The following is a 24,405-nucleotide window of genomic DNA, read 5'->3' as shown; positions in this document are numbered from 1 at the left end:
AGGTTGAAATTCTGCCACCTTCGCCATCTTGGTGAAGCAGGTATTTACGCGGACGGCGCCCCCCACCGGATCCGACGGAGGTTGGAATGATTTTTTCGAAGACCCGCACTTTTTCGAAAACGGGCCTTTTGGCCGTATCGCTGGCCGCGCTCGTTGCGAGCGGCTGCTCGACCTCGCGCTTCTCGTCGATGGATGACCAGCAGCCGGCGCCGCTCACGCCGGCGCCTTCCGGCACGGTGACGCAGAACCAGCTGCCGCCGCCGGCCGCTCCGGGCACCACCGACCCGTCGCAATTCCCGACCGCGCCGAAGAACACCCAGGTCGCCTCGCTGCCGCCGGACGGCACGGCGCCCGCGGGCGCCGCGGACCTGACCGCGGCCAGCGTCGCCGGTGTCTGGAACGTCAATGTCTCCGGCCAGAGCTGCAAGGTGGCAACGCCGCAGACCAAGTTCGGCGCCGGTTATCGCGCCGGGCCGCTGCATTGCCCGGCTCCGATCGACGGCATCAAGTCGTGGAACGTCGCCGGCAAGCAGCTGACGCTCTACGACGAAAACGGCGGCGCGCTCGCCAGGCTCTATTCGTCCGGCGGCGAAAAGTTCGACGGCCAGACTTCCAACGGGCAGCCGATCTCGCTTACAAGGTAAGGTGGACCCTTCCCTATTCTTTCACGCAATTCCGGCTGGAAGCGCATTTTCCCGGAATTGCCCGAGAACGACGTGACCTATGCATCTGCGTGACGGCCTCCAGACCCATGCGACCGTCAGACAGCGCTACGACCATCTGATCGAGACAGGCGCGGCCGAACGCGACCCGGCACAGGAGCGCGTCGTTGCCGCGCTCGACCGGCTGACCGACGAGATCTCGGCAAAAAGGCTGGCGCAGAAGTCGAGCGCGCTGGGCTGGCTGTTTGCGCGCAGCAAAAAGCCGCGCGAGCAGGTCAAGGGTCTTTACATCCATGGCGGCGTCGGGCGCGGCAAGACCATGCTGATGGACATGTTCTTCGAGCTCCTGCCGGTCAGGCGCAAGCGCCGCGTCCATTTCAACGACTTCATGGCCGATGTGCAGGACCGCATCCAGAAGCATCGGGCGGCGCGCAAGAACGGTGATGTCAAGGAAGACGATCCGATCCCTCCCGTGGCGCGGGCGCTGGCCGAGGAAGCCTGGGTGCTGTGCTTCGACGAGTTTTCGGTCACTGACATCGCCGATGCGATGATCCTGTCGCGCCTGTTCTCGGCGCTGTTTGCCAATGGCGTCGTGCTAGTCGCCACCTCCAATGTCGCCTCGCAAGACCTCTATCGCGACGGGCTGAACCGGCAGCTCTTCCTACCTTTCGTCGGCCTGCTCGAACGCAATACGCATGTGATGACGCTCGATGCCGAAAAGGACTATCGGCAGGAAAAGCTCAACCGCCTGCCGGTCTATGTCACGCCGGCCGACGCTGCGGCCGACCGCGCGCTCGACGAAGCCTGGAAGGCGATGACGCATGGCAGGCCGACCGAGGCGGTGACGCTGACGCTGAAAGGGCGCCAGATCATCGTGCCGCGCGCCGCCGGCGATGCCGCGCGCTTCTCCTTCGCCGAGCTTTGCGAAAAGCCGCTCGGCGCGCGCGACTATCTGGCGATCGCCGGCCGCTTCTCGACCATCTTCATCGACCATGTGCCGGTGCTCGGCGAGGGCAAGCGCAACGAGGCCAAGCGCTTCATCCTCTTGATCGACACGCTCTACGATCATCGCATGCGGCTGGTGACGAGCGCCGCGGCGCCGCCCGAAGGGCTCTATACCGCCAGGCGCGGCACGGAAGTCTTCGAATTCGAGCGCACCACCTCGCGGCTGATCGAAATGCAGAGCCACGACTGGCTGGAAGGCTGGGCGGAACGCCGGGAGGTGCAGGCGCCAGCAGAGGCGCGGCAGGCTCAGGCCTAGGAAATCCGCTTTTGCCGCGTTCCTTCGCGCCCCCTCTGTCCTGCCGGACATCTCCCCACAAGGGGGGAGATTGGCTGTGTCGCCGCTCCGCTCATTTCTGCAAGACTCGAAATTGGCGAAAACCGGAGTGACGTCTGATCTCCCCCCAAGTGGGGGAGATGCCCGGCAGGCCAGAGGGGGCGCTGTCCCGCCGACGTCCGTCACATCAAAGCCGATAGACATACATCACGAAATCCTCCGCCCTCCCGTGCGGCTCCTTCCGCGCTTCATAAAGCGCCCGCGCCGGTCCGTTGTCCGGCTCGGTCCCCACCCAGGCCTCCTCACAACCCTCCGCGCGGCCGATCTCGAACATGGCGTCGAGCATCTTTCGGGCGATGCCCTGTCGCTGGAAAGGCGGCGCCACGCCGACTTCGTCGATGTAGAGCTCGCTCACCTTGTCCGGATGGCGGTGGATGACAGCAGCGCACTACAGCGCCGCGCGTCCGTTGGACGCGCAAAGGACGCTGTAGCACTTTGATTTTGCGCATGATCCTTTCCGAAAATCGGTTTCGATTTTCGGGGTCATGCGCAGCCGACCACAATTTGGTCGACTATCGCCACGATCATGAAATGGCCGGGCGAGGCGAGATGGGCGGCGAGGCGGTCGGGCCGGACCGGCTCGTCGAACACCTCGTCGGCCACTTGCATCACAAGGGCGTCATCGCCGGGATGAAGCCTTCTGATTTCGACGTTCATTGTATAAATTCTCCCCAGTCGGCTCACGAATTTTGACGTTTACGTAATTCCCAAACGATCTAACCGATTGAAAACACTAGCCTCGAAATAATCGTTTGAATTTCTTCCACACCGGAGCTATTGGGTGCGGCGAAATCCCGCGGTTTCCCGCATCCTTTCGGCCTCCCCGGCCCGTCACGGCACCGTCACACACAAAGGGAAAACATCCTCACATGGCACGCAACAAGATAGCGCTCATCGGCTCGGGCATGATCGGCGGCACGCTCGCTCATATGATCGGCCTCAAGGATCTCGGCGACGTGGTGCTGTTCGATATCGCCGAGGGCATCCCGCAGGGCAAGGGTCTCGACATCGCCCAGTCCTCGCCGGTCGACGGGTTCGACGCGCGGCTGACCGGCGTCAACGACTACGCCGGTATCGAGGGCGCGGATGTCTGCATCGTCACCGCCGGCGTGCCGCGCAAGCCCGGCATGAGCCGCGACGACCTTCTCGGCATCAACCTCAAGGTCATGGAGCAGGTCGGCGCCGGCCTGAAGAAATACGCGCCGAAGGCGTTCGTCATCTGCATCACCAACCCGCTCGATGCCATGGTCTGGGCGCTGCAGAAGTTCTCGGGCCTGCCCACCAGCCATGTCGTCGGCATGGCCGGCGTGCTCGACAGCGCCCGCTTCCGCTACTTCCTGGCGGAAGAGTTCAAGGTTTCGGTCGAGGACGTCACCGCCTTCGTGCTCGGCGGCCACGGCGATTCGATGGTGCCGATGATCCGCTATTCGACGGTGTCGGGCATCCCGCTGCCCGATCTCGTCAAGATGGGCTGGACCTCGAAGGAGAAACTCGACCAGATCGTGCAGCGCACCCGCGACGGCGGCGCCGAGATCGTCGGCCTGCTCAAGACCGGTTCCGCTTACTATGCGCCGGCGGCCTCGGCGATCGCCATGGCCGAATCCTACCTCAAGGACAAGAAGCGCGTGCTGCCCTGTGCCGCGCACCTCTCCGGCCAGTATGGCGTCAAGGGAACCTATGTCGGCGTTCCGGTGGTGATCGGCGCCGGCGGCGTCGAGCGCGTCATCGAGATCGACCTCTCCAAGGCCGAGCAGAAGATGTTCGACAATTCGGTGGCCGCCGTTCAGGGCCTGACCGAGGCCTGCACCAAGATCGCCCCACATCTCGCCGGCAAGTAGTCTCGCCGGTAAGTAATCGTCCCTCCCCGGAGACCAAGCGCATGAACATCCATGAATATCAGGCCAAGGCGCTGCTGAAGTCGTTCGGCGCGCCGGTAGCAAGCGGCGTTCCGGTGTTCAAGGCAAGCGAGGCGGAAGCCGCCGCCGAGGCGCTGCCCGGCCCGCTCTATGTCGTGAAGAGTCAGATCCATGCCGGCGGCCGCGGCAAGGGCAAGTTCAAGGAACTGCCCGCCGACGCCAAGGGCGGCGTGCGCCTGGCGAAGTCGGCGGCCGAAGTGGTCGCCAACGCCAACGAGATGCTCGGCCATACGCTGGTCACCAAGCAGACCGGGCCCGCCGGCAAGCAGGTCAACCGCCTCTATATCGAGGACGGCGCCGACATCGAGCGCGAGCTCTATCTGTCGATCCTGGTCGACCGCTCGGTCGGCCGCATCGCCTTCGTCGTCTCGACCGAGGGCGGCATGGATATCGAGGCGGTCGCGCATGACACGCCGGAAAAGATCCTCACCGTCGCTATCGATCCGGAGAAGGGCGTGTTGGCGGACGACGTGAACAAGCTCAATGCCGCGCTGAAGCTCGACGGCGATGCGGCGAAGGACGGCGGCACGCTGTTCCCGATCCTCTACAAGGCCTTCGTCGAGAAGGACATGAGCCTGCTCGAGGTCAATCCACTGATCGTCATGAAGAACGGGCATCTGCGCGTGCTCGACGCGAAAGTGTCGTTCGACAACAACGCGCTGTTCCGCCATCCGGACGTGATGGAATTGCGCGACACCACCGAAGAGGACGAGAAAGAAATCGAGGCGTCGAAACACGACCTCGCCTATGTCGCGCTCGACGGCAATATCGGCTGCATGGTCAACGGCGCAGGCCTGGCCATGGCGACGATGGACATCATCAAGCTCTATGGTGCCGAGCCCGCCAACTTCCTCGACGTCGGCGGCGGCGCTTCGAAAGAGAAGGTGACGGCCGCGTTCAAGATCATCACCAAGGACCCGGCGGTCGAAGGCATCCTGATCAACATCTTCGGCGGCATCATGAAATGCGACGTCATTGCCGAGGGCGTGATCGCCGCGGTCAAGGAAGTCGGCCTGAAAGTGCCGCTGGTCGTGCGGCTGGAAGGCACCAATGCCGAGCTCGGCAAGAAGATCATCAACGACAGCGGCCTCAACGTCGTCTCGGCCGACGACCTCGACGACGCGGCCAAGAAGATCGTCAAGGCGGTAAAGGGCTGAGCGGATGCCTCCGCGCAAGATAAATCTGGTCGAGGCGGCGGACGCGAAGATCGCCAAGGTCTTCGATCCGCACATCGCCGGCGACGTCAACGACAGCCAGGCCAAGGTCGCCAAGTTCGGCGAGGTCTTCGACTGGCACGCGCATGACAATGAGGATGAAGCCTTCCTCGTACTGCGCGGCCGTATTGCCATCGATTTCCGCGACGGGCCGGTCGAGCTCGGCGAGGGAGATTTCATCGTCGTGCCGCGCGGCGTAGAGCACCGGCCGCGCTCGCTGACCCCGGAGCCGGTGGTGCTGATGTTCGAGCCGGCGACGACCTTGAACACCGGCAATGCCAGGAGCGATCTCACCGTCACGGACTTGAAGCGGCTCTGACCCATGAACGCGGCGCCTTTCTCCTCACTCTCGACCGGTCACCAGAGCCTGCAGGCGCTGGTCGGTGCGTGGCGCGGCGAGGAAGAGGTTGCGGCCACGCAATGGACCGATGCCGGCACCGCGACTTCCGAAGTGCTGGCGGAGGCGAAGTTTGGTGGCCTGTTCGTGGTGCAGCGCTACCGCCAGCGCCGCGACGGCACGATCTCGTTCGGCTCGCACAATGTGTTCGGCTTCGATCAGCAAAACGGCGTCGTCACCATGCACCAGTTCGATTCGATGGGGTTTGTCCCCGCGGCGCCAGCCACCGGCGCCTGGAACGGCAACGAATTGGTTCTCGAGCGGTCCTCGCCGCGCGGCTCGGCTCGTGTGAGCTATAGTTTTGACGGCACTGACGCATACCGCATGAAACTTCAATTCAAGCCCGTCGGCAGCGATGCCTGGCAAGACATGGTGAGCGGGCTCTATCGGCGCGTTTCGCCTTCCTCAATCAACGGTTTTTAGAAAAGGGCCGCGATGTCCATTCTCGTCGACAAGAACACCAAGGTTCTCGTGCAAGGCCTGACCGGCAAGACCGGCACCTTCCATACCGAGCAGGCGCTGGCCTATTACGGCACCAGGATGGTTGGCGGCATCCATCCGAAGAAGGGCGGCGAGACCTGGACCAGCGCAAAGGGCGAGAGCCTGCCGATCTTCGCCACGGTCGCCGAGGGCAAGGAAAAGACCGGCGCCAACGCCTCCGTCATCTATGTGCCGCCGGCGGGCGCGGGCGAGGCCATCATCGAGGCCATCGAGGCCGAGATCCCGCTGATCGTCTGCATCACCGAGGGCATTCCGGTGATGGACATGGTCAAGGTCAAGGCGCGGCTCGACCGCTCCTCCTCGAGGCTGATCGGCCCGAACTGCCCTGGTGTGCTCACCCCCGACGAATGCAAGATCGGCATCATGCCCGGCAACATCTTCCGCAAGGGCTCGGTCGGCGTTGTTTCCCGCTCGGGAACGCTTACCTATGAGGCGGTCTTCCAGACCTCCAATGTCGGACTCGGCCAGACCACCGCGGTCGGCATCGGCGGCGACCCGGTCAAGGGCACCGAGTTCATCGACGTGCTCGAGATGTTCCTCGCCGACGACGAGACCAAGTCGATCATCATGATCGGCGAGATCGGCGGCTCGGCCGAGGAAGACGCCGCGCAGTTCCTCAAGGACGAGGCCAAGCGCGGCCGCAAGAAGCCGATGGCGGGTTTCATCGCCGGGCGCACGGCGCCGGCCGGCCGCACCATGGGTCATGCGGGCGCGGTGATCTCCGGCGGCAAGGGCGGCGCGGAAGACAAGATCGCGGCGATGGAATCGGCCGGCATCAAGGTTTCGCCCTCGCCGGCGCGGCTCGGCACGACGCTGGTCGAGGCGATCAAGAGTTAAGTGAGTGGCGAATAGTGAGTAGCGAATAGCGAATAGGGAAAAACAGAGTAGCAGCGCGATCCGAACTATCCCTACTCGCTATTCGCTACTCACTATTCGCTCCAAAAAGGAGACGGAGCCAGGCTCCGCAGACGAAAATGGCAAGACAAGATCAGGCCAACGACCAATTCTCGCTTACCTCATTCCTCTATGGCGGCAACGCCGATTACATCGACGCGCTCTATGCCGCTTATGAGGACAATCCGGCTTCCGTCGATCCGGAATGGCAGGACTTCTTCGCGGCGCTGAAGGACGACGCGGGCGACGTCCGCAAGAACGCCAAGGGCGCTTCCTGGGCGAAGCCCTCCTGGCCCATGCAGGCCAATGGCGAGCTGGTCTCGGCGCTCGACGGCAATTGGGGCCTGGTCGAGAAGCACATCGAAAAGAAGGTGAAGGAGAAGGCGGTCGTCAACGGCGCTGCCCTTTCCGATGCCGACGTGCACCAGGCGACGCGCGATTCCGTGCGCGCCATCATGATGATCCGCGCCTACCGCATGCGCGGCCACCTGCATGCCAATCTCGATCCGCTCGGCATCGCCAATCCGCTCGAGGACTATAACGAGCTGTCGCCGGAGAATTACGGCTTCACCGCAGCCGACTACGACCGGCCGATCTTCCTCGACAATGTGCTCGGACTTGAGTTCGGCACCATCCGGCAGATGCTCGATATCCTCACCCGCACCTATTGCTCGACGCTCGGCGTCGAATTCATGCACATCTCCGATCCGGAGGAGAAGGCCTGGATCCAGGCGCGCATCGAGGGCGCCGACAAGGAGATCACCTTCACCGCCACCGGCAAGAAGGCGATCCTGTCGAAGCTGGTCGAGGCCGAGGGCTTCGAGCAGTATATCGACGTCAAGTACAAGGGCACCAAGCGCTTCGGCCTCGACGGCGGCGAGTCGTTGATCCCGGCGCTGGAGCAGATCATCAAGCGCGGCGGCCAGCTTGGCCTGAAGGAGGCCGTGCTCGGCATGGCGCATCGCGGCCGCCTCAACGTGCTTTCCCAGGTGATGGCCAAGCCGCATCGAGCCATCTTCCACGAGTTCAAGGGCGGCTCGGCCGCCCCCGACGACGTCGAGGGCTCGGGCGACGTGAAGTACCATCTCGGCGCCTCGTCGGACCGCGAGTTCGACGGCAACAAGGTGCACCTGTCGCTGACTGCCAACCCCTCGCATCTGGAAATCGTCGACCCCGTGGTGATGGGCAAGGCGCGCGCCAAGCAGGACCAGTTCGCAGGGCGCGAGCGCGGCGAGATCGTGCCGCTGGCCGAGCGCGCCAAGGTGATGCCGCTGCTGCTCCACGGCGACGCGGCGTTTGCCGGCCAGGGCGTGATCGCCGAGATGTTCGGGCTGTCCGGCCTGCGCGGCCATCGCGTCGCCGGCACGCTGCATTTCATCATCAACAACCAGATCGGCTTCACCACCAATCCGCGCTTCTCGCGTTCGTCGCCCTATCCGTCGGATGTGGCCAAGATGATCGAGGCGCCGATCTTCCACGTCAATGGCGACGATCCGGAAGCGGTGGTGCATGCTGCGAAGGTGGCGACCGAATTCCGCATGAAGTTCCACAAGCCGGTGGTGGTGGACATGTTCTGCTACCGCCGCTTCGGCCACAATGAGGGCGACGAGCCGGCCTTCACGCAGCCGATCATGTACCGCAACATCCGCAGCCATAAGACCGTGGTGCAGGTCTATGCCGACCGGCTGATCGCCGAAGGCCACATCACCCAGGCCGAGGTCGACAAGATGCGGGCCGACTGGCGCGCGCATCTCGAGGCCGAATTTGAAGTCGGTCAGTCCTATAAGCCGAACAAGGCCGACTGGCTGGACGGCGCCTGGTCCGGCCTGCGCACCGCCGACAACCAGGACGAACAGCGCCGCGGCAAGACCGCGGTGCCGGTCCGCACGCTGAAGGAAATCGGCAAGAAGCTGACCGAGGTGCCGAAGGATTTCGAGGCGCACAAGACGATCCTGCGCTTCCTCGAAAACCGCCGCCAGGCGATCGAATCCGGCGAAGGCATCGACTGGTCGACCGCCGAGGCGCTGGCCTTCGGCGCCATCCTGCTCGACGGCAATCCGATCCGCCTCTCGGGCCAGGATTCCGAGCGCGGCACCTTCTCGCAGCGCCATTCCGTGCTCTACGACCAGCGTGACGAGAACCGCTACATCCCGCTCAACAATCTGTCGGCGGCGCAGGCCGGCTACGAAGTCATCAACTCGATGCTCTCGGAAGAGGCGGTGCTGGGCTTCGAGTATGGCTACAGCCTGGCCGAGCCGAAGGCGCTGACGCTCTGGGAAGCGCAGTTCGGCGATTTCGCCAACGGCGCCCAGGTGGTGTTCGACCAGTTCATCTCGTCCGGCGAGCGCAAGTGGCTGAGAATGTCGGGCCTCGTCTGCCTGCTGCCGCATGGCTATGAAGGCCAGGGGCCGGAGCATTCCTCGGCGCGCCTGGAGCGCTTCCTGCAGCTCTGCGCCGAAGACAACATGCAGGTGGCCAACGTCACCACGCCGGCTAACTATTTCCACATCCTGCGCCGGCAATTGAAGCGCGACTTCCGCAAGCCGCTGATTTTGATGACGCCGAAGTCGCTGCTGCGCCACAAGCGGGCGGTGTCGGCGCTGTCGGAAATGGCGGGCGAGAGCTCCTTCCACCGGCTGCTGTGGGACGATGCGCAGCTGTTGGCCGACCAGCCGATCAAGCTGGTGAAGGATTCCAAGATCCGCCGTGTCGTGCTGTGCTCGGGCAAGGTCTATTACGACCTCTACGAGGAGCGCGAGAAGCGCGGCATCAACGACATCTATCTGCTGCGCGTCGAACAGCTCTATCCGTTCCCGGCCAAGGCGCTGATCACCGAACTGTCGCGCTTCCGCAACGCCGAGATGGTGTGGTGCCAGGAAGAGCCCAAGAACATGGGCGCCTGGTCGTTCATCGACCCCTATCTCGAATGGGTGCTGGCGCATATCGACGCCAAGCATCAGCGGGTGCGCTACACCGGGCGGCCGGCCTCGGCCTCGCCGGCGACCGGACTGATGTCGAAGCATCTCAGCCAGCTCGCCGCCCTACTCGACGACGCCCTCGGTGAATAGGCAGATTGGGTGAATAGGCAGGCTGGACGAAACAGACCTCAAGAAAGAAGAGAACGGACAGGCACAATGGCTACCGAAATCCGCGTCCCCACTCTGGGCGAATCCGTCACCGAGGCGACCGTCGGCAAGTGGTTCAAGAAGGTCGGCGACGCGATCGCCGCCGACGAACCGCTGGTCGAGCTCGAAACCGACAAGGTGACGGTGGAGGTGCCTGCCGCGGGCGCCGGAACGCTGGCCGAGATCGCCGTCAAGGAAGGCGAGACGGTCAATGTCGGCGCGCTGCTCGGTTCCATTTCTGCCGGCGGCGAAGCGGCTGCTCCCGCCGCCAAGCCGCATGCGGTGGCGCAGGCCTCCAGCCCGGACGCCGCGTCCACGACCAAGCAGGCCGCTGCCGAAACCGCCAAGGTCGCCGGCGGTGGCGGTCCGATCGAGCCGCGCACCATGCCGCCGGCGCCGGCCGCGGCCAAGCTGATCGCCGAGCACAATCTTGCGGTCGACCACCTGTCGGGTTCGGGCAAGCGCGGCCAGGTGCTGAAGGGCGACGTGCTCGACGCGATCGCCAAGGGCGCGCCCTCGCAGCCGGCCGAGACGCCGAAGGCGACGCCCGCGCCCGCGCCGGTTGCGGCCCGCGCGCCATCGACGGCCGACGATGCCTCGCGCGAGGAACGCGTGCGCATGACGAAGCTCCGCCAGACGATCGCGCGCCGCCTCAAGGAGGCGCAGTCGACCGCCGCCATGCTGACCACCTTCAACGAGGTGGACATGGGCGCGGTGATGGCGCTGAGAGCCAAGTACAAGGACGTGTTCGAGAAGAAGCATGGCGTGAAGCTCGGCTTCATGGGCTTCTTCACCAAGGCCGTCACCCATGCGCTGAAGGAGATCCCGGCGGTCAATGCCGAGATCGACGGCACCGACATCATCTACAAGAATTTCGCCCATGTCGGCGTCGCCGTCGGCACCGACAAGGGCCTGGTGGTGCCGGTGGTGCGCGACGCCGACCAGATGTCGATTGCCGAGATCGAGAAGGAGATCGGCCGGCTCGGCCTCGCCGCGCGCGACGGCAAACTCTCGGTCGCGGACATGCAGGGCGGCACGTTCACGATTTCCAACGGCGGCGTCTACGGCTCGCTGATGTCGACGCCGATCCTGAATGCGCCGCAGTCCGGCATCCTCGGCATGCACAAGATCCAGGACCGGCCGGTGGTGGTCGGCGGCCAGATCGTCATCCGCCCGATGATGTATCTGGCGCTCAGCTACGACCACCGCATCGTCGACGGCAAGGAAGCGGTGACCTTCCTGGTACGCGTCAAGGAAAGTCTGGAGGATCCAGAGCGGCTGGTGCTTGATCTGTGATCGGAGCTGATCCGCAATGAGCGGTTGGCTGGAACGGTTCGGGTTCGCGCTGGGTCGCGCGCTCCGGATTTTTCAGCCAGCCACTTCGGCCGCTATCGCTTCGCCGGCGAAATCGATTGAATCGCGTCCGCCACCGGAGAGCAGCAATCTTGGCGTCTTCGCTCTCAGCGATGCGGAGATGTCGGAACGGAAGATTACCGTCATCACAATCGGTGAGCTTGAGTTACCGACGGGCGAAATCGTCGCCTGCGATCCGCTGATCACCGGACTAGGACGCCCTGCTTTCAGCCGCAAGGTCAAGCCGGGACGCTATCCGGTCACGCTGCTTCAGGCGCAGGGCCGCATTGCCGCAGCGGTCTTGCGGTTCAGCCCCGGCTTGCCGGTGCAATGGGAATTGGCCACCTTTGCCCGCGATCGTCCATCGGCCTATGAATTTGAATTCATTGTCGATGACGCGGTTGCGTCGTTCATGGACAAGTCGGTCCTGACGCTGATGTCCGATCCGGAGGAACTCGACGACTATCTCGCTGACGTTGCGTGGTCTCTCGACAGGTTTGGCATGGATAATCCGATTGAGGGGAACCCGCTTAACGTCGCTGTGTTCGATACTGGCTTCGGTGACGGTGCCTATCGGTCCTTCTGGGGATTGGACGCGGCCGGCGAGCCATTGGTCTTGATGACCGACTTCGAAGTGCTCGAAAACGCCGACGGCCGCGAAAGCAACCAGGCCAACTGATGACGAACGTCACCTCGCCCATGATCGGACTTCTGGCTGGATTGCTGGCTCTCACAGCCGCGAATTCCGCCGCCCAGGCCGCCTGTCCAATCCAGCTTGCCGTCTATGGCGAGGCAAAAAGCGGCGCCGAGATCGATTTCACCCCGACCGGCACCTCGGCGACGATAACCAACACATTCCGCATGACCCTCGACAACAATGTCGTGCTCGACGGCATCGCCATGTGGACCGAGGGGAGCGCCGGCCGGCCGCACGGCTCGCTGATGTACAAATGCCCGACCGGCGACGTCACCGGCGAGGAGCTTGCCGCCTGCACGGTCTGGGAAGGCGTGATCTACAGCGCCGATGAGAAGGGCGTCGTGGGCCTGCTGCCGGCCGAGGGCGCCGATGCGCCGAAAAGCCTGATCTTTCCCGATCTCGGCCCGTCGCTCGAAATGTCGGCCGCTTACGGTCCCGCCGGCTTTTCGAAAGTGCCATGGGACATCTTCGTGCTGAAAGGCTGCCAGGAATGAGCACCGAGAAAAAAACGCTGCTGGTTACCGGCGGCAGCCGCGGCATCGGCGCAGCCATCTGCCGGCAGGCCGTCCAGGCCGGCTATCGGGTGGCGATCAACTACGTCTCCAACCAGGCGGCCGCCGATGCGCTCGTCGCCGAACTCAAGGCTGCCGGCGGCGAGGCCTTTGCGGTCAAGGGTGATGTCGGCAACGAGGCCGATGTGATGGCGATGTTCGAGGCAGTGGACCGGGCTTTTGGCCGGCTCGACGCTTTCGTCAACAACGCCGGCATTGTCGACGTCAAGGCGCGTGTCGACGAGATGAGCGTCGAGCGGGTCGAGCGCATGATGCGCATCAACGTCGTCGGCTCCTTCGTCTGCGCGCGCGAGGCGGTGAAGCGCATGTCGACCCGCCATGGCGGCAAGGGCGGCGCCATCGTCAACCTCTCCTCGGCGGCGGCCAGGCTGGGCTCGCCCGGCGAATATGTCGACTATGCCGCCACCAAGGGCGCGATCGACACGCTGACGATCGGGCTCGCGCGTGAAGTCGCGCTGGAAAGCATTCGCGTCAATGCGGTCAGCCCCGGCATCACCGAAACCCACATCCATGCCTCCGGCGGCCAGCCGGATCGAGTGGCGCGGATGCAGGATCTGCTGCCGATGAAACGCGCGGGCACGGCGGACGAGGTCGCCAGCGCGGTTCTCTATCTTCTGTCGGATGCGGCCTCCTATATAACGGGCGCGATCCTCAATGTGAGCGGCGGCCGCTAGAGCAATTCCAGGAAAAGTGCGTAGCGGTTTTCCGTCCGGAATCGCGTAGAAAGAAATACCGAGGAGCGGTTCGGCTCGAACCGCTCCTTGCCAAAACGAAGGACACCATCATGGCTTATGACGTCGTAATCATCGGATCGGGACCGGGCGGCTATGTCTGCGCCATCAAGGCGGCGCAACTCGGCCTGAAGACGGCGGTGGTCGAGAAGAACGCCACCTTCGGCGGCACCTGTCTGAATATCGGCTGCATCCCGTCGAAGGCGCTGCTTCACGCCTCCGAGATGTTCGCCGAAGCCGGCCATACCTTCGATATGTTGGGGGTCGAGGTCGGCGCTCCGAAGCTCAATCTGAAGAAGATGCTGGCGCATAAGGATGCAACGGTGGCGTCGAACGTCAGCGGCGTCGCCTTCCTGTTCAAGAAGAACAAGATCGATTCCTTCCGCGGCACCGGCAAGGTGATCGGCGCCGGCAAGGTGGCGGTCACCGGCGAGGACGGCAAGGTCGAGGAGATCGAGACCAAGAACATCGTGATTGCCACCGGTTCCGACGTCGCCGGCATTCCGGGCGTCAAGGTCGATTTCGACGAGAAGGCGATCGTGTCCTCGACAGGCGCGTTGTCGCTGGCCAAGGTGCCGGCCAGCCTTGTGGTGGTGGGCGGCGGTGTCATCGGGCTGGAACTCGGCTCGGTCTGGGCCAGGCTCGGCGCCAAGGTCACGGTCGTCGAGTTCCTCGATACCATCCTCGGCGGCATGGACGGCGAGGTGTCGAAACAGTTCCAGCGGCTGCTGTCCAAGCAGGGCTTCGAGTTCAAGCTCGGCGCCAAGGTCACCGGCGTCGCCAAATCCAAGAAGGGCGCCAGCGTGACCTTCGAGCCGGTCAAGGGCGGTGCCGCGGAAACGATCGAAGCGGACGTGGTTCTGGTCGCCACCGGACGCCGCCCCTATGCCGACAGCCTGGGATTGAAGGAAGCGGGCGTCGAGATGGACGAGCGCGGCCGGGTCAAGACCGATGGGCACCTGAGGACCAACGTGCCCGGCATCTATGCCATCGGCGACGTCATCGCCGGGCCGATGCTGGCACACAAGGCCGAGGACGAGGGCGTGGCAGTGGCCGAGATGATCGCCGGCCAGGCCGGCCATGTGAATTATGACGTCATCCCGAGCGTCGTCTACACCAGCCCGGAAATCGCCTCCGTCGGCAAGACGGAGGAGGAGCTGAAGAAGGCCGGCATCGACTACAAGGTCGGCAAATTCCCGTTCAGCGCCAATGGCCGTGCACGCGCCATGCTGCATACCGACGGCTTCGTGAAGATCCTGGCCGACAAGGCCAGCGACCGCGTGCTCGGTGTCCATATCGTCGGTTTCGGCGCCGGCGAGATGATCCACGAAGCGGCGGTGCTGATGGAGTTCGGCGGCTCCTCGGAAGACCTCGCCCGCACCTGCCATGCGCATCCGACGATGTCGGAAGCGGTCAAGGAAGCGGCATTGGCCACGTTCTTCAAGCCCGTCCACATTTAGTGACGCGCCACCCACCGGCCCCGAACGCCCATCGCTTCGTCATCCTTAGGGCGAAGCAAGGAGCGAAGCGACGCGCGCAGACCCTAGGATCCATGCCGTGACGCTAAGGCGTTGCAACGATTACAGAATTCTGCGCTGTTGCACTCGATGGCAACGGTCGCGGCATGGATACTCGGGTCAAGCCGGTCAAGCCCGAGGATGACGAAGGCGTTGTGCCACGAACAAAACGGCCCGCCTTTCGGCGAGCCGTTTTTTGTTGAGCCTGTCGTTGATTACTGAGCCGGCGCAGGAGCCGGAGCAGGTGCTGGCGCAGGAGCCGGAGTTGGGGCCGGAGCGGGTTCCGGGGCAGGCGCTGGTGCCGGGGTAGCCGGAGCCGGAGCAGGCGTTGCGGGTGCCGGTTCAGGCGCCGGAGCCGGCGTGCTGGCGGCCGGGGGCTCGGCGGGCGCCGGGGCCTTTTCGCCGCCGGTTCTGCCAAAAACATAATACGCAACAATGGCCAGGATAATGACAACAAGGGCGATCAGCCACCCGCTGCCGCCACCACCCGACGAGGGAGGCGTGCTCGGAGGGGTGAAGGGGTCGTTAGGGTTCGCCATAAAACGTGTCCTCCTTGGAATGAAAGGCTTCAATCAACAGCCATCAACGCGCGATCCCACAATCGGTTTCACGCAGGCGGACGGAAAGCGCTGAAAAACCGGCATTTTCCGCTCCCCAGCCGCCAGACGACTCAGTTGACGGCGGTAACAGTATACCCCGCCTTGCGGAAATCTTCGACCAGTCCGTCAGGGCCGGGCAGATGCAGCGCGCCGACCGCCATGAAGGCATTGCCCTTGGCCAGAATCGGCATGGCGTGGGCGACCATAACCTTGTTGCGGCTGGTGATCATGGTCTGCTCGAAGGCGGCATAGCCGGCCTGGTCGTCCGCGGCGTCGGGCAGCACGGTGCGGAACAGCGGCCAGAACATGCCGACCTCGCCGCGCTGGTAGAGCACGATCATGGTCTCGTTGACGTCGTTCACCCTGTCGCCAAGCTTCAGCGTCTCGACCAGCCCCTTCATGTGGTAGGCGAGCGGCAGCGAGGCCATGGCGCGCAACTGATCGACGGCGGTTTCCAATCCCTCGACGTCCTTGCCGGACGCCTTGGCGTCGGCGGCCAGCTTGACGTCCAGCACCGGCGCGCCGGCGCTCTGGCGCGCCACCTCGCAGGCCGGCAAAGCCACCATGGCCGACAGGATCCACGGCTTCATCTTGGCGACGGTCAGGGGCGGAATGCCGCGTGCGTCGAGGCCCTTGTTCAGCACCGCCGCGTCCTCGGGCGACAAGAGCGAGGACAGCGTCGTGTTGTCGGTGAACATCATCAGGCCAGGCTCCGCGGCCATGGCGGCCATCATCTTGGCCTTGTCGAGCGCGTCGGTGGTTTCGATGATGATGGTGTCGGCGCCGTCATAGGCCTTTTGCGCCGCGGCCGGCAGCGTGGTGACGCGTTGATCGGTGATGTGCATGGTGCCGAACAGGAAGGACGGCTTTTCGCCCGATTTCTCGAGCTTCCACAGCAGGCCCTTGCCGTTCGGAACGGCTGCCGCTTCGGTCTCGACCTTCTTGAAGGCGGCTGGATCGCTCTTTGCCAGACTTGCCAGCAGGTCGCTGCCGCCACAGGCGGGCGCCTCGGCATGTGCCCGGCCGGCCAGCAGCAGGACCACGAGGAACGACAGGAAAAACAGCACGTTGAGCGCTGCGAGCAGCCTCAACGAGACGAGAGCCGCGCGGTCGGCGATGGCGATGACGCGTTTCATGGTGAGCTTCTTAAACGGAAAAAGCGGCAAAACGGTTAATCCGCGGGCCGAAAATGTTTTCGACCGGCTCTGAGCGGTCCAACCCGTTGCCGGATTTGACGGGAGCGATTGCGCCGGAAACGCCGATCCCGTAGATCATGCGACCCGAATGCGTCCGGCAGGGGACCCGCGTGATCATCGACAGTGCCGCCTTCGAGCGCTACCGGCGCTCGCCGAACGAGAAGACCACCCCGCTCCGGCTCCTGCTGGGAACGGCGATCGTCGTTTTCTTCTGGCTCGCCATGACGTTTGTCGTGCTCGTCGCCGGCACCGCCGCCTTCATCGTCTTGCGCCTCCCCGGCCCGGCGACCGGGCAGCCGATGCAGGACTTCCTGGCCTCACCGACCGGGATCCTCACCGCGCTGGCCTCTTTTGCCGGCATCTGGATCGGCCTTTGGGCGGCGATGCGCTTCGTGCATGGCGAGCCGCTCTCGGCGCTGATCGGCGCGGACCGCCGCATCTCGCGCGGCGGGTTCCTCAAGGGCCTGGTCGCGGTTCTGATCACCTCGCTGCTCTCGGAAGTCCTGCTCTATTGGCTGCAGCCGGAGATCACCCGCGGATCGATCGCCTTCTCGTCCTGGCTGCTCTTCCTCGTGCCGATCGTGCCGCTCGCCTTCCTGCAGACCTCGTCGGAGGAGGCTCTGTTCCGCGGCTATCTGCTGCGCGGCCTCGCCAGCCGGTTCGGCAGCCCGCTGATCTGGGCCGCGCTGCCGGGGCTTCTGTTCGCCGCGCTGCATTGGAGCTCCGCCTCGTCGCTTGCCATCAATGCCTGTGTGCTGGTCTCGATCGCCGCCTTCGCGCTGCTGCTGACACTGCTCGTCTATGTGACCGGCAATCTGGGCGCTTCCTTCGGCGCCCATCTCGGCAACAACCTGACCGGCTTCCTGCTGATCTCGCACCAGCAGACCTACAATTCCTTCGCCCTGTTCAACGCCAGGCCGCTCGAAGGCCCCGGCTGGACCAATTGGGACGCTGTTCTCATCGCCGCGATCGGCATCGCGAGCACGCTGCTGACGACGCTCTTGCTCCTGCATCGCCGCTCGCCCCTGAAGGTCGGGCCGGACGATCCACGATCCAGCGGACTCACCTGATGCGCATCACGCTGGTGGCGGAACGCACCATTCCCTGCAAAGGCTATGGCGGCACCGAGCGGCAGGTCGACTGGCTGGCCAGAGAGTTTTCGCGCCTCGGCCACAAGGTGGTCCTGATCGCCGGTCGCGGCTCGAGCAATCCGCTATGCGAAGTGCGGCAGGCGTCTTCCGCCGCTGAATGCCGCGCCGCGATCCCGGCCGACACCGACATCGTGCACTTCAATGGCTGGTACATCGAGGTTTCGCGCCCGGCGCTCAACACGATGCACGGCTTTGACCCCGAATTCACGAAAAAGAGGCAGAACTGGAGCTTCGTCAGCGCCAGCCATGCGCGCAATCACGGACTGGGAACCTTCGTCTACAACGGTTTTCCGGTCGACGCCTATCGCCTGTCCGCCAACAAGACGAGCCGGCTGCTGTTCCTGGCCGGCATCGCCCGCGCCGGCAAGAACCTCAACCGGGCCGTCGATCTCGCCAAAGCCTTCGATTTCCAGCTCGACATTGCCGGCGGCTCGCGCTGGCAACTCCTGCAGCGCACCAAGGTTCGCCGCCAGGGCGTCTTCTTCAAGAGCCTCGGCAGGCGCTTCCGCTACCACGGCACCGTCGACGGCGATGAGAAGCTGCGCCTGCTGGGCGAGGCCAGGGCCTTCCTCAACCCGATCGCCTGGGAAGAGCCGTTCGGCATGGCGCCGGTCGAAGCGATGCTGTGCGGCACGCCGGTGCTGACGACGCCGCGCGGCGCGCTGCCGGAAATCGTCGACGATGCCACCGGACGCCTCTTCGACACCGACGCCGAATTCGCTGAAGCCTTGGCCGACATCGCCACGCTCTCGCCCGAACGGTGCCGGGAATCCGCCGCCGATCGGTTTCCCATTGCCCGGACGGCACAAGGATATCTAGATCTCTACAAGCGCATCCTGGACGGCGAAAGCTTGCGGTGACCCTTCCTTCTCCGCTTGTGGGAGAAGGTGGATCGGCGCGCAGCGCCGAGACGGATGAGGGGTGCTGGAAGAAACGCGGCGCTAAAATAGGAAACGATTTTAAGCGCTTACGTCTTTAAGGCAGCGATCCGTCCAACACCCCTCATCCGACCGAGCTTCGCTCGGCCACCTTCTCCCACAAGCGGAGAAGGAGGAGCGCGCTCGGCCCAAGCCTTGACTCTCGGGCCGATTTCCTGTCTAGACGCGCACGAATTCCGCGATGAGTACACCTCCGCGAAAGCCGACCAGGACGCCGAAGCCTCTTTGAGGCGAGTGCCGTAAACCGATCCTGGAGGCCAACACCCGGCAGCGCGATGCGCCCCCGGGTGCTTTTTGGCTTTGCGCTTTTGCTTGGCGACCCGGCGCGAACGCACTACCTCTCGGGTCGAATGAACCGAGATCGAAGGAAGCAAGATGTTTGAATCCCTTCAGGAGCGCCTTGGCTCCATCCTGAACGGCCTGACCGGCCGCGGCGCGCTGTCCGAGGCGGATGTCTCGGCGGCGCTGCGCGAGGTGCGCCGCGCGCTGCTCGAGGCGGACGTGGCGCTGGAGGTGGTGCGTTCCTTCACCGACAAGGTGCGCGAGAAGGCGGTCGGCGCCGCGGTGCTGAAGTCGATCAAGCCCGGGCAGATGGTCGTCAAGATCGTCCATGACGAGCTGGTCGACATGCTGGGCGCCGAAGGCGTCGCCATCGACCTCAACGCGCCGGCGCCCGTGGTCGTCATGATGGTCGGCCTGCAGGGCTCCGGTAAGACGACGACCTCGGCCAAGATCGCCAAGCGCCTGACCGAGCGCCAGAACAAGAAGGTCCTGATGGCCTCGCTCGACACGCGGCGCCCGGCCGCGCAGGAGCAGCTGCGCCAACTCGGCGAGCAGGTGAAGGTGGCGACGCTGCCGATCATCGCCGGCCAGAGCCCGGTCGACATCGCCAAGCGCGCCGTGCAGGCGGCAAAGCTGGGCGGCCACGACGTCGTCATCCTCGACACCGCCGGCCGCACCCATATCGACGAGCCGCTGATGGTCGAGATGGCCGACATCAAGAAGGTGTCGTCGCCGCACGAGATTCTGCTGGTGGCCGACTCGCTCACCGGCCAGGACGCCGTCAACCTCGCCAAGAGCTTCGACGAGCGCGTCGGCATCACAGGCCTGGTGCTGACCCGCATGGACGGCGACGGCCGCGGCGGCGCCGCACTTTCCATGCGCGCCGTGACCGGCAAGCCGATCAAGCTGATCGGCACCGGCGAGAAGATGGACGGGCTGGAGGAATTCCACCCCAAGCGCATCGCCGACCGCATCCTTGGCATGGGCGACATCGTCAGCCTTGTCGAGAAGGCCGCCGAAACCATCGACGCCGAGCAGGCGGCGGCGATGGCCAAGAAGATGCAGTCGGGCAAGTTCGACCTCAACGACCTTGCCCAGCAGCTTCAGCAGATGTCGAAGATGGGCGGCATGGGCGGCATCATGGGCATGATGCCCGGCATGGGCAAGATGAAGGACCAGCTTGCAGCCGCCGGCTTCGACGACAAGATGTTCCGCCGTCAGCTCGCCATCATCTCCTCGATGACCAAGGCGGAGCGCGCCAACCCTGACATCCTGAAGCACTCGCGCAAGAAGCGCATCGCCGCCGGCTCCGGCACGGATGCTGCCGAGATCAACAAGCTCTTGAAGATGCATCGCGGCATGGCCGACATGATGAAGGCGATGGGCGGCAAGGGCAAAGGCGGCGGCCTGATGCGCGGCATGATGGGCGGCCTTGCCTCGAAGATGGGCCTTGGCGGCATGATGCCGGGCGGCGGCATGCCCGACCTCTCCAAGATGGATCCCAAGCAGCTCGAGGCCTTGCAGAAGCAGGCCCAGGCTGCCGGTCTCGGCAAAGGCCTGCCGGGCGGGATGCCCGGTGGGCTTCCCGGCGGCGGTGGCCTGCCGGGCCTGCCCGGCGGCATGAAGCTGCCGGGCCTTCCTGGCCTCGGCGGCGGCGGGCTGCCTGGTCTCGGAAAGAAGAAGTGAAGGGGCGATGAACGAGGAGAAGGACATGGCCGACGCACGCGCCGTTCTGGCGGGCTACCGCGCTTCGATCGACAACATCGACGCCGCCCTCATCCATATGCTGGCCGAGCGCTTCCGCTGCACCAAGGCGGTCGGCGTGCTGAAGGCCGAGCATGGCCTGCCACCCGCCGACCCGGCGCGCGAGCAGCAGCAGATCGCCCGCCTTCGCCAGTTGGCCAAGGATGCGCATCTCGATCCGGATTTCGCGGAGAAATTCTTGAATTTCGTCGTCCGCGAAGTGATCCGTCACCACGAACAGATCGCCGCCAACAACGGCGTGACGAAAACCGGCTGAGCCGGTGCATGTCGCCCAAAAGTGCTTCGCGGTTTTGGGACAACGACATGCACAAGCAAAGGTTCAGCCAAAAACCCGATCAACGAACTCAGAGCTTTTAGGAGATAAACAATGGCACTGAAGATCAGACTGGCCCGCGCGGGCTCGAAGAAGCGTCCCTACTACCACGTCGTCGTCGCCGACGCCCGTTCGCCGCGCGACGGCCGTTTCATCGAGTCGCTCGGCTCGTGGAACCCGCTGCTGCCGAAGGACGGCGAACGCGTGAAGGTCGATGCCGATCGCGTCAAGCACTGGCTCTCGCACGGCGCCCAGCCGACCGACCGCGTTCTGCGCTTCCTCGACGAGGCCGGCCTCGCCAAGCGCGAAGCCCGCTCGAACCCGAACAAGGCCCTCCCTGGCAAGAAGGCGCAGGAGCGCGCCGCCCTCTTGAAGAAGGCGCAGGAAGACGCCGCCGCTGCCGTTGCTGCCGCGTCCGCAGCGCCGGCCGAGGCCGAAGCCGCGACTTCCGAGTAATCCGGACGTCTTTTGCGCTTACAAGAACGGCGGGCCTTTGCCCGCCGTTCTTTTTGGATCTGGTTGTCGATACTCAATAGCCCGCCGGGCAGCGCGCGATATAGACGCGCCCATAACGGTCGCGGTAGCGGCACTGGCCGCTTTCGCTGGCACGACCAATCAGCGCGCCGGCTATGGCGCCGACAGCGCCCCCGACGACGGCCCCCTGGGTCGGATTGTTGGCAACGGCAGCGCCGACGGCCGCGCCGCCCAGGCCGCCAATCGCCGCCCCTTTTTCTGTTTGCGAGCATGCGGTCAGCGCCGCCACCACGGCCGCCAGGACCATCATCTTTGTCATCGTCACTCCTCCCAAACCGGGAAACGCCTCCGCACGCCTGGGTCGATAACGCACGAAAGCGTGAATTGATCCCGCCCGCAGAAGCGCGGTGGGCAACGACAGACCCAAAGCGCTGGGCTGATCCCTTCCGGGGATCGTCCTATTTCTCCGCTTTCTCCGCGACGCGCTTCAGATTGTCGAGCCCGGCCTCGAAGTCCTTGCCGATCAGCGCATCGAAATTCATGAACAGGCCCATCAGCTTGGCGATGAACGGCCGGGCGCCCCGCATCGCCCAGGTGACGGTCGTGCCATCGCCCGACGGGGTCAAGGTGAAGTCGACGGTGTTGTTCGCCCGGAACGGCTTTTCGAAGTCGAGCTTCATCGAAACCAGCGACGACGGCACCGAATTGACGATCTCCATGCGGCCCTTTCCGGCCTTGCTGTTGCCTTCCCAGGCGTAGGCAGCGCCCTTGCCGCTTTCGGCCCCGGAAAGCGTGCGTTTCATGTTCGGATCGAGCTTTTCGAAGGGCGACCAGCTCGGCCAATTCTTGAAGTCGTTGATCAGCGGAAAGATCGCCTCGGCCGGCGCCCTGATGCCGGCGGAACGGCTGACGACAAAATCATTCGGCCGCGTCGCGGCGAAGATGAACACAGCGGCGACGATGACGACGAGGATGATAAGAATGGTGGCAAGCATCTTTTTCTCCGTGCCTGGAGCAATTCCAGGAAAAGTGCGCAGCGGTTTTCCGTCCTGAATTGCGTAAAACAAACGACTTTAGCGGCTGAACGGGATCAGCGCACGCACTCTTGCATCGCGCAGATAGAGCCCGCCCCATAGGATAACACCGAGATAGACGCCGAACAGCGTGTGCGAAAACAGCGGATTGCCGATGCGCACATGCGTGGAGATGGCGCCGCCCATATAGGCGGTGAGCAGGATGGCGCCGAGCACGGAAGTGCGCGGCAAGGCATAGAGCGTCGTCGAGATCAGCCCGACAATGCCGAGCAGCCGCGCGATGTTTGGATCGGCCGGCCAGCCGAGCTCGGCCATCGTCTGGGTGACGATATCCAGCGGCGGCAGCTTGATGACGCCGTCGAAGATCATGAACAGGACGACGATGGCGCTAAGCACGCGACCGGTCCACAGAGCGCCGTTCGAGACCGGCGCGGCTTCGGAAATGCTCATTGGTTTTTCCTCCCGTTGGTTTGAGCCCTGGCAGGTTTACCAGCTTCGAGCCAAGGACGGACCATGGCGCAGCAATCCTACATCGGCGCCCTTATTTCGAAGGCAGCCGCGGAACCGCCGGCTTCAGGAGAAATAAAACTTATCGGCCGGGATCATCTTCGGCGGCGTCTCGCCCAGCGCTTCGAACACCGAAATCTCGCAGACGCGGCAGAGCCCGTCGAGCGCAAGGTCATTGGGCTGGGTGCCGAACGGATCCTCGAGTTCCTCCGAAAGCGCATCGAGGCCGAAGAAGGTGTAGGCGATCAGCGCAGTGAACAAAGGCGTCGCCCAGCCGGTGGCCGAGGCCAGCCCGAACGGCAGGAGCAGGCAGAAGACATAGGCCGTCCGCTGCAGGAGCAGCGTGTAGGCGAAAGGCAGCGGCGTGCCCATGATGCGCTCGCAGCCGGCCTGGGCGGCGGCGATCTCGGACAGCCGCTCGTCGAGGATGCGGTAGCCGATCGTGTCGATCGCCCCGCTCTTGCGCAGGGCCGCGACACGCGCGCCCATTCGGCGCACCAGGGCGTCGGGCGCGTTGGCGGCCTTCGCCACCGCCTCGACCTCATCGCCGATAAAGCCGCGAGCCTCTTGCAATGCATCGACCCGCCGCAGCAGGCCGCGCAGGAAGTGGCAGAAGGCGACCGCATCCATCAACAGGCCGCGCAATTCGCCGCGGTCTTCGATCAGCCCGGTCGAGGCGCGGGCCAGATTGCGGATGTCGAAGACGAGCTGGCCCCACAGCTTGCGTGCCTCCCACCAGCGGTCATAGGCGGCATTGTTGCGGAAGCCGAGATAGATCGACAGCGCCACGCCGAGCAACGCGAAGGGGGCAGTGCCGGCGTTGCCGAACTCAAGCTTGAGGCCACGCACGATCAACACCACCAGCGCGCCATAGGCGGCGAAGCCGAAGATCTGCGGCAGGATGCGCGGCACCACCGAGCCGCGCATGATGAAGAACAGGTGCAGGAATCCCGGACGCGGGCGGACGATCATCGAAACCCCTTCAAGCCAACACAGCCCTGATACGCGTTCTTGTGCAACGCACAAGCCGGGCAAGCTCAGCCATCGGCGACATTTGCTTGTCGTTTGCGCTTTCGGCAACCGGCCAGCCGGTCTAATGCATGTCGCGCAAAAGTGTGCAGCGGTTTTGCGAAAACGACATGCATAAAAACAAAAACTTAAAGCGCGTCGCCTGAATCGGCTTCAGCGCGACGCGCTTTAATGACACTGATGCCGCGCCAGAAGCGCCG

General features: G+C 64.4%; 25 protein-coding genes. 18 read left to right on the top strand and 7 right to left on the bottom strand.

Annotation, left to right across the window (positions count from 1 at the left end; genetic code table 11):
- The first annotated feature begins 86 nt into the window (after positions 1-86).
- Complete coding sequence (locus tag RFN30_RS11260) at positions 87-644, top strand: protease inhibitor Inh/omp19 family protein (RefSeq protein ID WP_320262161.1); 558 nt, start codon at positions 87-89, stop codon at positions 642-644.
- Positions 645-723: 79 nt separating this feature from the next.
- Positions 724-1,923, top strand: coding sequence for a cell division protein ZapE (gene zapE / locus RFN30_RS11255; RefSeq protein WP_320262160.1), 1,200 nt, complete (start codon positions 724-726; stop codon positions 1,921-1,923).
- Between the two features lie 205 nt (positions 1,924-2,128).
- Here the strand turns inward: zapE and RFN30_RS11250 are convergent, their stop codons facing one another.
- Positions 2,129-2,356 (bottom strand): GNAT family N-acetyltransferase, encoded by a 228-nt coding sequence (locus RFN30_RS11250; RefSeq protein ID WP_320262159.1) that lies wholly within the window; start codon positions 2,354-2,356, stop codon positions 2,129-2,131.
- Positions 2,357-2,484: 128 nt separating this feature from the next.
- Positions 2,485-2,658 (bottom strand): GNAT family N-acetyltransferase, encoded by a 174-nt coding sequence (locus RFN30_RS11245; protein ID WP_320262158.1) that lies wholly within the window; start codon positions 2,656-2,658, stop codon positions 2,485-2,487.
- A 212-nt stretch (positions 2,659-2,870) separates the two neighbouring features.
- Between RFN30_RS11245 and mdh the strand changes: the two genes are divergently transcribed.
- From mdh to lpdA, 11 genes are all read left to right on the top strand, one after another.
- A complete protein-coding gene (gene mdh / locus RFN30_RS11240; RefSeq protein WP_320262157.1) occupies positions 2,871-3,839 on the top strand; it encodes a malate dehydrogenase in 969 nt (322 codons plus the stop codon).
- Positions 3,840-3,880: 41 nt separating this feature from the next.
- Complete coding sequence (sucC, locus tag RFN30_RS11235) at positions 3,881-5,074, top strand: ADP-forming succinate--CoA ligase subunit beta (protein WP_320262156.1); 1,194 nt, start codon at positions 3,881-3,883, stop codon at positions 5,072-5,074.
- Positions 5,075-5,078: 4 nt separating this feature from the next.
- Positions 5,079-5,450: a cupin domain-containing protein gene (locus RFN30_RS11230; RefSeq protein WP_320262155.1), complete on the top strand. Its 372-nt coding sequence runs from the start codon at positions 5,079-5,081 to the stop codon at positions 5,448-5,450.
- Positions 5,451-5,453: 3 nt separating this feature from the next.
- Complete coding sequence (locus RFN30_RS11225) at positions 5,454-5,951, top strand: DUF1579 family protein (protein ID WP_320262154.1); 498 nt, start codon at positions 5,454-5,456, stop codon at positions 5,949-5,951.
- A gap of 12 nt (positions 5,952-5,963) precedes the next feature.
- Positions 5,964-6,866, top strand: a complete 903-nt coding sequence (sucD, locus tag RFN30_RS11220; protein ID WP_320262153.1) for a succinate--CoA ligase subunit alpha — start codon at positions 5,964-5,966, stop codon at positions 6,864-6,866.
- A 137-nt stretch (positions 6,867-7,003) separates the two neighbouring features.
- A complete protein-coding gene (locus tag RFN30_RS11215) occupies positions 7,004-9,991 on the top strand; it encodes a 2-oxoglutarate dehydrogenase E1 component (RefSeq protein ID WP_320262152.1) in 2,988 nt (995 codons plus the stop codon).
- A gap of 66 nt (positions 9,992-10,057) precedes the next feature.
- On the top strand, positions 10,058-11,344 hold the full coding sequence (gene odhB / locus RFN30_RS11210; RefSeq protein WP_320262151.1) for a 2-oxoglutarate dehydrogenase complex dihydrolipoyllysine-residue succinyltransferase: 1,287 nt from the start codon (positions 10,058-10,060) through the stop codon (positions 11,342-11,344).
- A gap of 16 nt (positions 11,345-11,360) precedes the next feature.
- Positions 11,361-12,080: a DUF4241 domain-containing protein gene (locus tag RFN30_RS11205; RefSeq protein ID WP_320262150.1), complete on the top strand. Its 720-nt coding sequence runs from the start codon at positions 11,361-11,363 to the stop codon at positions 12,078-12,080.
- Positions 12,080-12,592 carry a hypothetical protein gene (locus RFN30_RS11200; RefSeq protein ID WP_320262149.1) on the top strand — a complete coding sequence of 171 codons (513 nt, stop codon included), beginning with the start codon at positions 12,080-12,082 and terminating at the stop codon, positions 12,590-12,592. Before RFN30_RS11205 ends, RFN30_RS11200 begins: the two co-directional genes overlap by 1 nt.
- Positions 12,589-13,344 (top strand): glucose 1-dehydrogenase, encoded by a 756-nt coding sequence (locus RFN30_RS11195; RefSeq protein ID WP_320262148.1) that lies wholly within the window; start codon positions 12,589-12,591, stop codon positions 13,342-13,344. The genes RFN30_RS11200 and RFN30_RS11195 overlap by 4 nt, the downstream gene beginning before the upstream one ends.
- 110 nt (positions 13,345-13,454) lie before the next feature.
- A complete protein-coding gene (lpdA, locus tag RFN30_RS11190) occupies positions 13,455-14,861 on the top strand; it encodes a dihydrolipoyl dehydrogenase (RefSeq protein WP_320262147.1) in 1,407 nt (468 codons plus the stop codon).
- A 727-nt stretch (positions 14,862-15,588) separates the two neighbouring features.
- Here the strand turns inward: lpdA and RFN30_RS11185 are convergent.
- Positions 15,589-16,653: a TraB/GumN family protein gene (locus tag RFN30_RS11185; protein WP_320262146.1), complete on the bottom strand. Its 1,065-nt coding sequence runs from the start codon at positions 16,651-16,653 to the stop codon at positions 15,589-15,591.
- A 170-nt stretch (positions 16,654-16,823) separates the two neighbouring features.
- On the opposite strand from RFN30_RS11185, the gene RFN30_RS11180 reads away from it, so the two are divergent.
- The 5 genes from RFN30_RS11180 to rpsP all read left to right on the top strand — a co-directional run bounded on the left by RFN30_RS11180 (position 16,824) and on the right by rpsP (position 21,617).
- Positions 16,824-17,783, top strand: coding sequence for a CPBP family intramembrane glutamic endopeptidase (locus tag RFN30_RS11180; protein ID WP_320262145.1), 960 nt, complete (start codon positions 16,824-16,826; stop codon positions 17,781-17,783).
- Positions 17,783-18,724 (top strand): glycosyltransferase, encoded by a 942-nt coding sequence (locus RFN30_RS11175; protein WP_320262144.1) that lies wholly within the window; start codon positions 17,783-17,785, stop codon positions 18,722-18,724. Before RFN30_RS11180 ends, RFN30_RS11175 begins: the two co-directional genes overlap by 1 nt.
- A 453-nt stretch (positions 18,725-19,177) precedes the next feature.
- Entirely contained in the window at positions 19,178-20,770 is a 1,593-nt protein-coding gene (ffh, locus tag RFN30_RS11170) for a signal recognition particle protein (protein WP_320262143.1), read from the top strand.
- Between the two features lie 7 nt (positions 20,771-20,777).
- Positions 20,778-21,104, top strand: a complete 327-nt coding sequence (locus tag RFN30_RS11165) for a chorismate mutase (RefSeq protein ID WP_320262142.1) — start codon at positions 20,778-20,780, stop codon at positions 21,102-21,104.
- Positions 21,105-21,215: 111 nt separating this feature from the next.
- Positions 21,216-21,617 carry a 30S ribosomal protein S16 gene (gene rpsP / locus RFN30_RS11160; RefSeq protein ID WP_320262141.1) on the top strand — a complete coding sequence of 134 codons (402 nt, stop codon included), beginning with the start codon at positions 21,216-21,218 and terminating at the stop codon, positions 21,615-21,617.
- Positions 21,618-21,690: 73 nt separating this feature from the next.
- Here rpsP and RFN30_RS11155 read toward each other — a convergent pair whose 3' ends face one another.
- From RFN30_RS11155 to RFN30_RS11140, 4 genes are all read right to left on the bottom strand, one after another.
- Positions 21,691-21,954, bottom strand: a complete 264-nt coding sequence (locus RFN30_RS11155; protein ID WP_320262140.1) for a YMGG-like glycine zipper-containing protein — start codon at positions 21,952-21,954, stop codon at positions 21,691-21,693.
- Positions 21,955-22,093: 139 nt separating this feature from the next.
- Positions 22,094-22,630: an SRPBCC family protein gene (locus RFN30_RS11150; RefSeq protein ID WP_320262139.1), complete on the bottom strand. Its 537-nt coding sequence runs from the start codon at positions 22,628-22,630 to the stop codon at positions 22,094-22,096.
- A gap of 78 nt (positions 22,631-22,708) precedes the next feature.
- Entirely contained in the window at positions 22,709-23,119 is a 411-nt protein-coding gene (locus RFN30_RS11145; protein ID WP_320262138.1) for a DoxX family protein, read from the bottom strand.
- Positions 23,120-23,242: 123 nt separating this feature from the next.
- Positions 23,243-24,148, bottom strand: coding sequence for a bestrophin family protein (locus tag RFN30_RS11140; RefSeq protein ID WP_320262137.1), 906 nt, complete (start codon positions 24,146-24,148; stop codon positions 23,243-23,245).
- Between the last annotated feature and the right edge of the window lie 257 nt (positions 24,149-24,405).

The organism is Mesorhizobium dulcispinae (assembly GCF_033977345.1).
In the GTDB taxonomy this organism is placed as follows: Bacteria; Pseudomonadota; Alphaproteobacteria; order Rhizobiales; family Rhizobiaceae; genus Mesorhizobium; species Mesorhizobium dulcispinae.
The sequence above is the reverse complement of the archived record's forward strand: the minus strand, read 5'-3'. Positions and strand labels throughout refer to the sequence as shown.